At 73.5% G+C, this 12,790-nt stretch carries 11 protein-coding genes; 3 read left to right on the plus strand and 8 right to left on the minus strand.

Annotated elements, in window-relative coordinates; genetic code table 11:
• The first annotated feature begins 185 nt into the window (after nucleotides 1–185).
• Nucleotides 186–3,086 carry an aminomethyl-transferring glycine dehydrogenase gene (gene gcvP / locus VM95_RS17975; protein ID WP_045697939.1) on the plus strand — a complete coding sequence of 967 codons (2,901 nt, stop codon included), beginning with the start codon at nucleotides 186–188 and terminating at the stop codon, nucleotides 3,084–3,086.
• A gap of 125 nt (nucleotides 3,087–3,211) precedes the next feature.
• On the opposite strand, the gene VM95_RS17980 is transcribed toward gcvP, so the two are convergent.
• Nucleotides 3,212–3,403 (minus strand): DUF5999 family protein, encoded by a 192-nt coding sequence (locus tag VM95_RS17980; protein WP_045697941.1) that lies wholly within the window; start codon nucleotides 3,401–3,403, stop codon nucleotides 3,212–3,214.
• A gap of 420 nt (nucleotides 3,404–3,823) precedes the next feature.
• The gene (locus VM95_RS17985; protein ID WP_045697943.1) at nucleotides 3,824–4,396 is read right to left on the minus strand and encodes a hypothetical protein; all 573 of its coding nucleotides are present in this window, start codon (nucleotides 4,394–4,396) and stop codon (nucleotides 3,824–3,826) included.
• A 364-nt stretch (nucleotides 4,397–4,760) separates the two neighbouring features.
• On the opposite strand from VM95_RS17985, the gene VM95_RS17990 reads away from it, so the two are divergent.
• Nucleotides 4,761–6,263, plus strand: coding sequence for a glutamate-cysteine ligase family protein (locus VM95_RS17990; protein ID WP_045697945.1), 1,503 nt, complete (start codon nucleotides 4,761–4,763; stop codon nucleotides 6,261–6,263).
• A gap of 73 nt (nucleotides 6,264–6,336) precedes the next feature.
• Nucleotides 6,337–7,125, plus strand: a complete 789-nt coding sequence (locus tag VM95_RS17995; RefSeq protein ID WP_045697947.1) for a CPBP family intramembrane glutamic endopeptidase — start codon at nucleotides 6,337–6,339, stop codon at nucleotides 7,123–7,125.
• Here VM95_RS17995 and VM95_RS18000 read toward each other — a convergent pair.
• The 6 genes from VM95_RS18000 to VM95_RS18025 form a co-directional block, all read right to left on the minus strand.
• Nucleotides 7,103–7,630, minus strand: coding sequence for an HAD domain-containing protein (locus VM95_RS18000; RefSeq protein WP_052706309.1), 528 nt, complete (start codon nucleotides 7,628–7,630; stop codon nucleotides 7,103–7,105). The genes VM95_RS17995 and VM95_RS18000 overlap by 23 nt on opposite strands.
• Nucleotides 7,631–7,730: 100 nt before the next feature.
• Nucleotides 7,731–9,002, minus strand: a complete 1,272-nt coding sequence (locus VM95_RS18005) for an MFS transporter (protein WP_045697952.1) — start codon at nucleotides 9,000–9,002, stop codon at nucleotides 7,731–7,733.
• 102 nt (nucleotides 9,003–9,104) lie between these two features.
• The gene (locus tag VM95_RS18010; RefSeq protein WP_045697954.1) at nucleotides 9,105–9,806 is read right to left on the minus strand and encodes a dienelactone hydrolase family protein; all 702 of its coding nucleotides are present in this window, start codon (nucleotides 9,804–9,806) and stop codon (nucleotides 9,105–9,107) included.
• Between the two features lie 57 nt (nucleotides 9,807–9,863).
• Nucleotides 9,864–11,273, minus strand: a complete 1,410-nt coding sequence (locus VM95_RS18015) for a sugar porter family MFS transporter (protein ID WP_045697956.1) — start codon at nucleotides 11,271–11,273, stop codon at nucleotides 9,864–9,866.
• Nucleotides 11,274–11,390: 117 nt separating this feature from the next.
• A complete protein-coding gene (locus VM95_RS18020; RefSeq protein ID WP_063773522.1) occupies nucleotides 11,391–12,095 on the minus strand; it encodes an FMN-binding negative transcriptional regulator in 705 nt (234 codons plus the stop codon).
• A gap of 14 nt (nucleotides 12,096–12,109) precedes the next feature.
• On the minus strand, nucleotides 12,110–12,778 hold the full coding sequence (locus VM95_RS18025; RefSeq protein ID WP_045697959.1) for a pyridoxamine 5'-phosphate oxidase family protein: 669 nt from the start codon (nucleotides 12,776–12,778) through the stop codon (nucleotides 12,110–12,112).
• Nucleotides 12,779–12,790: the final 12 nt, after the last annotated feature.

The raw sequence follows: 12,790 nt of genomic DNA on the forward strand, positions 1-12,790 counted from the left end.
CTCACCGACGGTGCAAGCCGACGGAGCGCCACGGCGCGACGTGCGGGCGAAGCTCTCAGGTCCCGATGACAGAGGGGGAGGCCTGTCGGGTCCGTCCGCCCGCGGCCCTTCCGCTGTCCGCAGCGGTGGAGGCCGGCCGGGGTGCGGACCCCCCGCCGGTCCGTGACCAGGAGGCCTCGACCACCATGAACGCCCAGCCGAACGCGGGACGCCCCACCGGCGCCTCGACCCTCACCGAGCTTGAGCTGGCCAGCCCCTTCGAGAACCGCCACATCGGCCCCGACGCCGCGGCGCAGGAGAAGATGCTGGCGTCCGTGGGCTACGGCTCGCTGGACGAACTCGCCGCCACCGCCGTTCCCGAGGCGATCCGCTCCATCACCGGCCTGGACCTGCCCGCCGGGCGCACCGAGGCCGAGGTGCTGGCCGAGCTGCGCGAGCTGGCCGGCCGCAACCGGGTGCTCCAGCCGATGATCGGCCTGGGCTACTACGGCACCTTCACCCCGCCGGTGATCCTGCGCAACGTCATGGAGAACCCGGCCTGGTACACCGCCTACACGCCGTACCAGCCGGAGATCTCGCAGGGCCGCCTGGAGGCCCTGCTCAACTTCCAGACCGTGGTCTCCGACCTGACCGGCCTGCCCACCTCCGGCTCCTCGCTGCTGGACGAGGGCACCGCGGCCGCCGAGGCGATGGCGCTCGCCCGCCGCGTCACCAAGGTCAAGGGCGGCGTCTTCCTGGTGGACGCCGAGACCCTGCCGCAGACCGTCGCGGTGATCAACACCCGCGCGGTGCCGACCGGCGTCGAGGTCGTCGTCGCCGACCTGTCCGAGGGCATCCCGGCCGAGATCGCCGAGCGCGGCGTCTTCGGCGTGCTGCTGCAGTACCCGGGCGCCACCGGCGTGGTCCGCGACCTCGCCCCGGTGATAGCGCAGGCGCACGGCCTGGGCGCGATCGTCGCCGTCGCCGCCGACCTGCTGGCCCTCACCCTGCTCAAGTCGCCGGGCGAGCTCGGCGCCGACATCGCCTGCGGCACCTCGCAGCGCTTCGGCGTGCCGATGGGCTTCGGCGGCCCGCACGCCGGCTACCTGTCGGTGCGCGCCGAGTACGCCCGCTCGCTGCCCGGCCGCCTGGTCGGCGTGTCCGTGGACGCCGACGGCAACCGCGCCTACCGCCTGGCGCTGCAGACCCGCGAGCAGCACATCCGCCGCGAGAAGGCCACCAGCAACATCTGCACCGCCCAGGTGCTGCTCGCCGTGATGGCCTCGATGTACGCCGTCTACCACGGCCCGGACGGCCTGGCCGACATCGCCCGCCGCACCCACCGCTACGCCGCCGCCCTCGCCGAGGGCCTGCGGGCCGGCGGTGTCGAGCTGCTGCACGGCGAGTTCTTCGACACCGTCACCGCCGTGGTGCCGGGCCGCGCCGCCGAGATCGCCGAGGCCGCCCGCGCCCGGGGCATCAACGTGTACCAGGACGGCGCCGACCGGATCTCGGTCTCCACCGACGAGACCACCACCCGCGAGCACCTGGCCGGCGTCTGGGCCGCGTTCGGCGTCCCGGCCGTCGAGGTCGCCGAGAGCGCCGACGCGCTGCCCGCCGCCCTGCTGCGCGAGGACGAGTACCTGACCCACCCGGTCTTCCACAGCCACCGCTCGGAGACCGCCATGCTGCGCTACCTGCGCCGCCTGTCGGACCGGGACTACGCGCTGGACCGCGGCATGATCCCGCTGGGCTCCTGCACCATGAAGCTCAACGCGACCACCGAGATGGAGGCGGTCACCTGGCCCGAGTTCGGCCAGCTGCACCCCTTCGCGCCGATCGACCAGGCCCAGGGCTACCTGACCCTGATCCGCCAGCTGGAGCAGCAGCTGGTCGAGGTCACCGGCTACGACGCCGTCTCGATCCAGCCGAACGCCGGCTCCCAGGGCGAGCTGGCCGGCCTGCTGGCCGTCCGCGCCTACCACCACGCCAACGGCGACACCCAGCGCGACGTCTGCCTGATCCCCTCCTCGGCGCACGGCACCAACGCCGCCTCCGCGGTGATGGCCGGCATGCGCGTGGTCGTGGTCAAGACCCTGGTCGACGGCGACGTGGACGTCGACGACCTGAAGGCCAAGATCGAGCAGCACCGCGACAACCTCGCCGTGCTGATGGTCACCTACCCGTCGACCCACGGCGTGTACGAGACCCAGATCACCGAGATCTGCGGCCTGGTGCACGAGGCCGGCGGCCAGGTGTACGTGGACGGCGCCAACCTGAACGCCCTGGTCGGCCTCGCCAAGCCGGGCAAGTTCGGCGCGGACGTCTCGCACCTGAACCTGCACAAGACCTTCTGCATCCCGCACGGCGGCGGCGGCCCGGGCGTCGGCCCGGTCGCGGTGCGCGCCCACCTGGCGCCGTACCTGCCGAACCACCCGCTGCAGGAGGAGGCCGGCCCGGCCACCGGCGTCGGCCCGATCTCGGCCGCGCCGTGGGGCTCGGCGGCGATCCTGCCGATCTCCTGGGCGTACGTCCGGCTGATGGGCGGCGAGGGCCTGAAGCACGCGACCCAGGTCGCCGTGCTGAACGCCAACTACATCGCCAAGCGCCTCGCCCCGCACTTCCCGGTGCTCTACACCGGCCCCGGCGGGCTGGTCGCGCACGAGTGCATCATCGACCTGCGCCCGCTGACCAAGGAGACGGGCGTGACGGTGGACGACATCGCCAAGCGCCTGATCGACTACGGCTTCCACGCGCCGACGATGTCCTTCCCGGTGGCCGGCACGCTGATGATCGAGCCGACCGAGTCCGAGGACCTGCACGAGATCGACCGCTTCTGCGAGGCGATGATCGCGATCCGCGGCGAGATCGACAAGGTCGGCTCGGGCGAGTGGGCCGCCGAGGACAACCCGCTGCGCAACGCCCCGCACACCGCCGCCTCGCTGGCCGGCGACTGGGCGCACGGCTACGCGCGGCAGGAGGCCGTCTTCCCGGCGGGCGTGAACCCGGCGGACAAGTACTGGCCGCCGGTGAGCCGGATCGACGGCGCGTACGGCGACCGCAACCTGGTCTGCTCCTGCCCGCCGCTGGACGAGTACGGCGTCTGATCGGCAGACCGTCCGATCGGCAGACGGGCTGATCGGCGCGGTGACGCGGCAGGGCCCCGGCGAGATCCCTCGCCGGGGCCCTGCCCGTTCCCCCTTGCTCCTGGCGGCTGCCCCCGCCGGCGCGGTCAGGCCGCGTGGGCGACCGGGCGGCGCGGGGCGATCACCCGGCCGTCCGGCAGCAGCTCTCCGGTGTCCTCGAACAGGACGACGCCGTTGCAGAGCAGGCTCCAGCCCTGCTCCGGGTGGCAGGCCAACGGCACGGCCGCCTCGCGGTCCTCCGACTCGGCCGATGGGCACTCAGGACGGTGCTGGCACATACGCGTACCCTCGCTTCGCTCTGCGATCCTCCCCGTGGTGCGGCCGCCGACGAACGAGCGTCGGGAACCGCCGCGGTGGCCGGATTCTGTCCGTGCGCCGGCCAGGTGTGGACCAGCGCTCAAGTGGGTAGGACAGGGGTCCTTCCACGCTGGTTCCCAGTGTCGGCATCTGCGGACGCGCGCGCAGGGATTTCGTGACATGCGCCACAACTCCCGGGTAGAGATCACCCGTTCAGGTGGGCCGGGCCGGAAATCGCGCACCAGTGGGCCAGTCGGCTGATGGCCCGCCGGGGCCATGCGCAATGGCCCGTCCGGGTGGGTGCCGTTCGGCTGCTGTTCGGGTGGTGGGGGCGGGGAGCCGCGGGCGCGACACAGGGCCGCCGGGCGGTGGCGCCCGGCGGCCCTACGGAGGTGGCGGGTTCAGGAGGAGCCGAGCAGCAGCGGCCGGGCCAGTGGCGCCCGGGCGAGCAGCGGCAGCAGCTCGGCCGCCGGCTGGGCGCGGTGGGCGGTGACGCCGAGCGGGGCGGGGGCCAGGGGGATCAGCAGGTCGGCGGACGGGTCGGCCTCGGGGCTGTGCAGCCACAGGGCCGTCGCGTACTGGCCGGGGAAGGTGAGCAGCCGGGGCTGGCGCTGGGCCCGGGAGCCCTGGGCGAGCTGCCAGGCCTGGCGCAGCGCCCGGACCGTCGAGTCGAGGTAGGGGCCGGCGGTGAAGTGGGAGAAGGTGTGGCCCTCGGCGCTCTGCACCACCTCGGCGGCGGCAGCCACCTCGGGGCCGTCCTTGATGAGGAAGCGCCAGCCCGTCCGGCGGGCGGCGGACAGCTCGGCGCGCGGGCCGTCCAGGACGTGGACGGCGAGGGGATGGGCGGGCAGCAGCGGTCCGGTCGGATGGAGCAGCGCTGCGGCAGCCGGCTGGCGCAGCGCGGTCTGCGAGTCGAGCGCGCCCAGGACCGCGCGCAGGGCACTCGGTGGGGGCTGGGGGGTCTGCAGAGTCATGGCGGGGTCCGCCCTCCGTGCGAGATCGGCGTGCGAGTGCGGCATACCGGCGTGGCGCGGTGCGTCAGCGCTGACGGGACTGGCCGTGTCCGGTTGTGCATGATCGCGGTGCCGGCGCGGTCGCCGCCGTCGCCGAGGACGCGAGGCGGGAACCGACCGGCCGGAGCGCAGTGCGAATTCCATCGAACAGGTGCGCAGGGTGACCTGTTTATCACAGGCGGTGGCGTCGGGCAAGTCGATTGATTTGGTGAATGGCCGTCAGATTCCTTGCATTGCAAGCCAGTACAAGCATTCGGGTATCGATCTTCGGGGTGGGCATGATGCTGGCACGATTCGACGGCCGGTGGCTCTGGAGGAGGGGACCGTGGGCGAGAAGGTCGTGGCCACGCGTGCGGAACTGGCGGACCGGCAGCTGTACCGACGCAAGCTGCAGGCGTGCCAGGACGCGCTCGGGCGGATGCTCGACGAGAACCGCTTCGACCGGCCGCGGGCGGTGATGGGCCTGGAGATCGAGCTCAACCTGGCCGACGACCAGGGCCTGCCGGTGATGAGCAACGCGCAGGTGCTGAGCGCGATCGGCTCCAGCGACTTCCAGACCGAGCTGGGCCGCTTCAACATCGAGGTGAACATCGCTCCGCACCGGTTGTGCGGGCACGTCTTCGACGAACTGCGCGAGGAGATCGACACCGGGCTGCGCTACGCCGACCGGCAGGCCGCCGAGGCCGGCGCCCGGATCGTCATGGTGGGGATCCTGCCGACCCTGGAGCACGCCCACACCGGTCTGGACGCGATGAGCGGCAACCAGCGCTACAGCCTGCTCAGCGACCAGATCCTGGCCGCCCGGGGCGAGGACATCGCGCTCGACATCGAGGGCGTCGAGCACCTGCAGCTGGAGTCGATCACCATGGTCGCCGAGGCGGCCGCGACCTCGCTGCAACTGCACCTGCAGGTGACGCCGCAGCGGTTCTCCTCGGTGTGGAACGCGGCCCAGGCGATCTGCGGCGCGCAGCTCGCGGTCGGCGCCAACTCGCCCTTCCTGTTCGGGCGGGAGCTGTGGCGGGAGACCCGGCCGGTGCTGTTCCAGCAGGCCTGTGACACCCGTTCGGCGGAGCTCAAGGCGCAGGGCGTGCGCCCGATCACCTGGTTCGGCGAGCGCTGGGTGGACTCGGCGTACGACCTGTTCGAGGAGAACCTGCGGTACTTCCCGGCGCTGCTGCCGATCTGCGACGACGAGGACCCGCTGAAGGCGCTGGCCTCCGGCGCCGCGCCCAGGCTCGCCGAGATGCGGCTGCACAACGGCACCATCTACCGCTGGAACCGGCCGGTCTACGACGTGGCCGGCGGGGTCGCCCACCTGCGGGTGGAGAACCGGGCGCTGCCCGCCGGGCCCACGGTGGCCGACACGCTGGCCAACGCCGCCTTCTACTACGGGCTCGTCCGGGTGCTCGCCTCGCAGCCCCGGCCGGTGTGGACCCGGCTGCCGTTCGAGCGGGCGGACGAGAACTTCCGGCAGGGCGCGCGCTACGGCATCGACGCGGTGCTCCACTGGCCGCGCTCCGGCCGGGGCGGCCGCGGCGGGCTGCAGACGGTGCCCGCCGTCGACCTGGTGCTGGACGAGCTGCTGCCGATGGCCCACCAGGGCCTGGACGAGTGGGGCGTCGAGCCCGCCGACCGGGACCGCTACCTGGGGATCATCGAGCAGCGCTGCCTGCGCCGCACCAACGGCGCGGCCTGGCAGAGCGCGACCTTCCACCGGCTGCGCGAGCGGTACGGGATGGACCGGCCGGCCGCGCTCGCCGCGATGACCCGGCGCTACGCCGAGCTGATGCGCGGCGGCGAGCCGGTGCACACCTGGCCGGTGGGCTAGCCTCGCGGCTGTGCCAGGATGATCGTTCCCGCGGCCGGTCGGTCGCGGGAACGACCGCCTGTCTGGAGCCCCCGTGACCACCGCCCCGAGCGAGCCGGAGACCGCGACGCCCACCCGCCGGCTGCTCGGCGCGGAGCTGCTGATCGTGCTCGGGCTCTCGCTCGGCGCCAGCGGGATCAGCGCGCTGATCAGCTTCGCCGGCTCGCTGACCGAGCCGATCAAGCTCGGTCAGCAGGTCGCCACGCTGAACGGCTCGCGGGCGCCCGGGCGGCCCTGGCTGGACCTGGTGTGGCAGCTCTACGCCATCGGGCGCGGGCTGATGCCGGTGGTGCTGGTCGGCTACCTGCTGGTGCGCGAGGGCACCACCCTGCGGGTGCTGGGCTTCGACCTCGGGCAGAAGCTGCGCGACCTCGGCCGGGGCGCGGCCGTCGCGGCGGCGATCGGCGGCTCCGGGCTGGCGCTGTACCTGGCCTCGCAGGCGGCCGGCTACAACCTGACGGTGGCGCCCTCGGGGCTGCCGGACGTGTGGTGGCGGGTGCCGGTGCTGGTGCTGTCGGCCTGGCAGAACGCGATCCTGGAGGAGGTCGTCGTCCTGGGCTACCTGCTGCGCCGGCTGGCGCAGCGGGGGTGGTCCTGGCCGGCGGCGCTGGCGGCCAGCTCCGTGCTGCGCGGCTCGTACCACCTGTACCAGGGGGTCGGCGGGCTGGTCGGCAACATGGTGATGGGCGCCGTGTTCTGCCTGCTGTACCGGCGCTGGGGGCGGGTGATGCCGCTGGTGGCGGCGCACGCGCTGATCGACACGGTGGCCTTCGTCGGGTACGCGCTGCTGGCCGGGCACGTCAGCTGGCTGCCGACCCCCTGAGCGGGAGCGGCTGCGCGCGCGGCGGGCGTTCGAGCAGCCGGTCGACGTGGCGGCGCTCCAGGCCCTGGCCGGGGTCGATCGGCAGCAGCAGGCGGTCGCGGCGCCACAGCGAGTTGCGGATCAGCCGGCTCGGGATGACGTCGTCCACCCAGGCGAACGGGCGCCCGGCGGCGTAGCGCAGTAACGGGGCCCACTTGGCGGCGGAGAACAGCTCCATCAGCGGGACGCGCGGGTCGCCCGGCTGCGGGACGTAGCCGGTGAAGCGGACCACCGGGAGCGGGTCGAGGCCGATCGCCGGGGCGATGTGGGTGTTGGCGTGCTCCTCCCAGGTGGTGGCCCACACGAGTTCGTAGCGGCCGGCGAGTTCGCGCAGCCAGCGGCCGTGCCGGGCGGAGAGCAGGACGGTGTAGCCGAGCAGGGTGTGGGTGTCGAACCCGGCGTCCGGATGCGGGCAGACCGGGTTGAGGACGCCGTCGACGTCCAGGAAGAGCAGTGGCTTCGGCACTGGTGGCGCCCCCCAGGTGAAATGGTGTTCCTCCTCGGTCGGACGAACCGGAACCACTCATGGTTGCTTTCCGGCGGGCGCACGCGGGGCGCACGGGGGCTCACGGCGTGGGCGCGGACTCCCGGACGGCCTCCGGTGCGTCCTCGGTGCTCCGGCGGGCGAGCCGGCGCACCTGCGGGTCGACCAGGACGGCGGCGCTGAGCAGCAGGCACAGCACGGCGCAGGCCCAGAGCGCGCCGGACAGGCCGAGACCGGCGGCGGCCGGGCCGGCCAGGGCGGTGCCGATCGGCGCGAGCGAGTAGGAGCCGAGCTCGTCGTACGCGGAGACCCGGGAGAACGCCTCCTCGGGGATCTCCTGCCGCAGTGCGACCATCCAGTTGACGCCGAAGACGGTGACGCCGACGCCGGAGAGGAACATCGCGGCGACCAGCAGCGGCAGCGGCGCGGCGACGGCCAGGGCCAGGGCGGGCGCGCCGAACAGGAACACGCCCCAGTTGCCGACCAGCAGGATGCGGCGGGGGCGCCAGCGCACCATCAGCAGCCCGGTGACGACCAGGCCGACGCCGTAGGCGGACATGGCCAGGCCCCAGGCGCCGGCGCCGCCGAGCCGGTCCTTGGCCACCGCGGGCCCGTAGACCGCCTCGACCGCGTTGACGCAGGCGACCACGACGGCGAACTGCAGCACGATCACCCAGAGCCAGCGGCGGGAGGAGAACTCCCGCCAGCCGTCCCGCAGATCGCGCAGCATGCTGCCGCCGGAGGGGGCCGGGGCGGACTCGGGCTCCAGGAGGAAGCGCAGGGCGGCGGCGACCAGGAAGCAGAGGGCGTCCAGGGCGAGCACCCAGCCGGGGCCGACCGCGGCGGTGAGGGCGCCGCCGAGCGCGGCGCCGCCGATCTGGGAGGCGTTCTGGCCCATCCGGAAGACCGAGAAGGCGCGGGCGGCGTGCTCCTCGGGGACGGCCTGCATGATCATGCCGCCGGCGGCGGGGGAGTAGAGCGCGTACCCGGCGCCGCCGGCGGCGGAGAGCAGCAGCAGCTGCCAGAGCCGGACGTCGCCGGCCAGCACGAGGGCGGCCAGGACGGCTTGGGACAGGCCGCTGAACACGTTGGCGGCGACCATGACCCGGTGGCGCGGCAGCCGGTCGGCGAGGGTGCCGCCGACCACCAGGAACAGCACGGTGGGCAGCAGCCGGGCGGCGGTGACGTAGCCGACCTCGGTGGTGCCTGCGCCGCTGTTCAGGACGGCGAAGGCGGTGGCGATGGGGGCGCCGGCGTTGCCGAGGCCGCTGACCACGGTGGCGGCGGTCTGGATGCGGAAGTTGCGGCTCGCCCAGGCGAGGCGGCGCGGGTGCGGGGCGGTGGGGGTCGGCACCCGGGTGACTATGGCGGGAGTTCGTACAGGTGTCCATCCGGTTTTCGTACCGTGCGGAGGGATTCGGCCGAGGGTGCCAGTCGAGGGTGTCGGCCGAGGTTTTCAGCCGAGGTGGCCCCAGAGGAAGGTGAGGGTGCGGCGCCAGGCGATCCGGGCCTGCAGCGGGTCGTGGGTGCCGATCAGGTTCTCGTCGTTCATGAAGGCGTGCCCGGCCGGGTAGAAGTGGATCTCGGGGCGGATGTCGGTGGCCTCGCCGATCCGGATCGCCGCCTCGTCGACCGCGGCCATCGGGATCGAGCCGTCCAACTCGCCGAAGTGGCCGAGGACATGGGCCGTCAGGCCGCGGTAGTCGAAGTCCGGGTCCGACGGCAGGCCGTAGAACGGGACCACGGCGGCGACCTTGTCGCCGGCGCGGGCGGCCAGCAGCAGGGCGAAGCCGCCGCCCATGCAGAAGCCGACCGCGCCGACCGCGTCGCCGACCACGCCGTCCAGCCCGAGCACGAAGTCGACGGCGCCGGACAGGTCCTCGACGGCGCGCTCGACCGGGAGTTCGCGCTTGAAGCGGGCCGCCTCGGTGCGGTCGTGGGTGGTGGCGCCGCCGAACAGGTCGGGGGCGAGGACGGTGAACCCCTCGGCGGCGAAGCGGTCGGCCATCGCCGCGATGTGCGAGGTGAGGCCCCACCACTCCTGGACCACCACCAGGCCGGGGCCGACGCCCTGCGGCGGGCGGGCCAGGTAGCCGTGCGCGGTGCGGCCGTTGCTCGGGAAGGTGACGTTCTGCCGGGAGCCGCCCTGGTCAGGCATGGGTTCCTCGCGATGGTCGGGCCGTGTGCGGCGGGGGTGCGTGCGGGGGCGGGCCGGTCAGCCCATCTCCTCCAGGGCGCGGCCCTTGGTCTCCTTGATGGCGAAGGCCACGAACGGGATGGAGAGCAGCGCGAAAGCCGCGTAGATGACGTACGTCGCCGAGAGGTTCCAGTCGGCGAGGTCCGGGAAGCTCACGGTGATCGCCCAGTTGGCGATCCACTGGGCCGAGGCGGCGACGGACAGGGCGAGCGCGCGGATCCGGTTGGGGAACATCTCGCCGAGCAGCACCCAGACCACCACGCCCCAGGAGAAGGCGAAGCAGAGCACGAAGACGTGCGCGGCGACCAGCGCGACGGTGGCGTGGGTGTCGTCCAGCGTCGCGGTGTCGCCGGTGCCGTGCCGGTAGGAGAACGCCCAGGCGGCGGTGCCCAGGGCGGCCGCCATGCCGATCGAGCCGGCCAGCGCGAGCGGCTTGCGGCCGATGCGGTCCACCAGCGTCATCGCGATCACCGTGCCGATCACGTTGATGATCGAGGTGGAGAGGCTGATCAGCAGCGAGTTGGACTCGTTGATGCCGACCGACTGCCACAGGAAGGAGGAGTAGTAGAAGATCACGTTGATGCCGACGAACTGCTGGAACACCGAGGCGCCGATGCCCACCCAGACGATCGGCAGCAGGCCGAACCGCCCGCCGAGCAGGTCCTTCAGCCGGGGCTTGTGCGCGGACTCCAGCACCGAGCGGATCTCCGCGACCCGGGCGTCCAGGTCGACGCCCTCGCCCTCCACCTCCACCAGCACCTTGCGGGCCTGCGCCTCCCGGTGGTCGGCGATCAGGAAGCGCGGGGACTCCGGGATCGCCAGCGCCATCAGCCCGTACACCAGGGCCGGGACGGTCTCCACGCCGAGCATCCACTGCCAGGCCTGGATGCCGCCGAGGTGGCCGGTGGACTCGCCGCCGGCGGCCTGGTTGAGCGCCCAGTTGGCGAGCTGGGAGACGGTGATGCCGAGCACGATCGCCATCTGCTGGAAGGAGGCCAGCCGGCCGCGGTAGGCGGTGGGCGCGACCTCGGCGATGTAGGTCGGCGCGATCACCGAGGCGATGCCGATCGCGACGCCGCCGATCACCCGCCAGGTGGCCAGGGTCTCGATGTTCGGCGGGAACATCGAGCCGAGGCCGCTGGCCGCGAACAGCGCCGCGGCCAGCAGCATCGTGCGCACCCGGCCCAGGTGGTCGGCGAGCCGGCCGGCGGCCACCGCGCCGGCCGCCGAGCCGAGCAGGGCGATGGCCACGACGAAGGCCGTGGTGCCGTGACCCACCGCGAAGTGCTTCTGGATGCCCGTCACCGCGCCGTTGATCACCGCGCTGTCGTAGCCGAACAGGAAGCCGCCCATCGCGGCGGCCGCGGAGATGAAGACCACGTGGCCGAGGTGGGCCTCGCCGGCCCGCTGGGTGTTGAGTGTGGACAAGCGCGCTCCCCGAGTGGACGGGCCCGCTCCTACGGCCGAGTGGGCGCGATTCGTCTCATTCGAACAGCGGGCCGGGGGTCGCGCCAAGGCGGCGGGGCCCGATCGGGTGATCCGGAGTCAGTCGGAGGCGGCCAGGCGCTCCGCGCGCCGGGCGCGGACGCTCTCCTCCCGGCGCTCGGCACGCTCGGCGCGCTTGCGGTGACGGCGCAGCAGCTGGGTGCGGGCGGCCGCGTACTGGTCGCGAGCGCGCCCGGGGCCGGCCGCCCGCTCGGCCAGCCGGTCGGCGAGCGCGAGCTGCGCCTCGGCCGGCTTCTTGTCGTCGTACTTGAACTTGGCCCGCACCTCGCGGACGGTCAGCCGCAGGGCGCTCAGCCCGGGCAGCTGGCGGGCCAGTTCGCCCTCGCCGGGGACGACCCGGACCTCCGGCGACTCCGGCTGGAAGTGCGCCAGCTGGCGGTTGAGGATCTCGGCCTTGCCCGCGGCGGAGGTCACGATCTCGGCGGTGCAGTGGAAGTGCACGGAGGCGTAGTAGCTGGTCGGTGTGCCCGGCGCGCCGCGCCAGTGGCTCGGGGCGAAGGCGTAGCCGTCGGTGACCGCGAGGGTGACCTGCGGGTCGGCGCGGACGGCGGCCAGCAGCGGGTTGGGGGCGGCGAGGTGGAGCAGGATCTCGCCGTGCTCGACGTCCAGCAGGAAGTGCGTGGGCACGAGCACCGGGCCCTCGCCGGGGGCGCCGTTGGCGGCGAGCAGGCCGAAGTCGCGGCCCTCGGCGAGCCAGGCGCGCCACTCGTCCTCGTCGCCGCGGTCCCAGGAGCGGATCAGCATCGTCGGGCTCCTGTTCAGCGGGGGTAGCGGCGCAGGTGCGCGGGGAGCGGGACGGCCTCGTCGTACGGGACGGGGGCGCCGTGCACGGTGGTCACCGGTATCAGGCCGGACCAGTGCGGGAGGTCCTGGTCCTCGGGGTCGTCGCCGGCGTCGTCCGCGCGGGTCTTGGCGGAGACCTCGTCCAGCTCCAGCCGGATGACGGCGGTGGCGGCCAGCTCCTTGGCGTTGGCCGGGCGCACCTCGCCGGAGCGGCCGGGCACCGCGTGGTCGACCAGGGCGGCGAGCGCGACGTCGAGCTCGGCCGGGTCGGTCACCTGGTGGGCGGTGCCGTGAGCGACCACCGAGCGGAAGTTCACCGAGTGGTTGAACGCGGACTTGGTCAGGACCAGGGCGTCGACCAGGGTGACGGTGACGCAGACCGGCAGGCCCTGCTCGGCGGTGGCGGCGCGCAGCGGGCGGCTGCCGGTGGAGCCGTGGATGTAGAGCCGGCTGCCGACCCGGGCGTAGATGGTCGGCAGGACGACGGGGGCGCCGTCGGCGACGAAGCCGAGGTGGCAGATGTAGGCCTCGTCCAGGACGGCGTGGATCGCCTCCTGCTCCCAGGTGGCGCGGTCCTTGTAGCGGGTGGGGGTGGTGCGCGGGGTGCGGGCGTAGGAGGGGGAGCCGTCTGAGCTGGCCGACATGACAGACCTCGT

Source organism: Streptomyces rubellomurinus, from assembly GCF_000961885.1.
Taxonomy (GTDB): domain Bacteria; phylum Actinomycetota; class Actinomycetes; order Streptomycetales; family Streptomycetaceae; genus Kitasatospora; species Kitasatospora rubellomurina.

Excerpts from the sequence above, each read along its gene's own strand:
- VM95_RS18025 (WP_045697959.1), bottom strand. The coding sequence starts at position 12,778 with ATGTCGGCCAGCTCAGACGGCTCCCCCTCCTACGCCCGCACCCCGCGC.
- VM95_RS17980 (WP_045697941.1), bottom strand. The coding sequence starts at position 3,403 with ATGTGCCAGCACCGTCCTGAGTGCCCATCGGCCGAGTCGGAGGACCGC.
- VM95_RS17985 (WP_045697943.1), bottom strand. The coding sequence starts at position 4,396 with ATGACTCTGCAGACCCCCCAGCCCCCACCGAGTGCCCTGCGCGCGGTC.
- VM95_RS18010 (WP_045697954.1), bottom strand. The coding sequence starts at position 9,806 with ATGCCTGACCAGGGCGGCTCCCGGCAGAACGTCACCTTCCCGAGCAAC.
- VM95_RS18020 (WP_063773522.1), bottom strand. The coding sequence starts at position 12,095 with ATGCTGATCCGCTCCTGGGACCGCGGCGACGAGGACGAGTGGCGCGCC.
- gcvP (WP_045697939.1), top strand. The coding sequence starts at position 186 with ATGAACGCCCAGCCGAACGCGGGACGCCCCACCGGCGCCTCGACCCTC.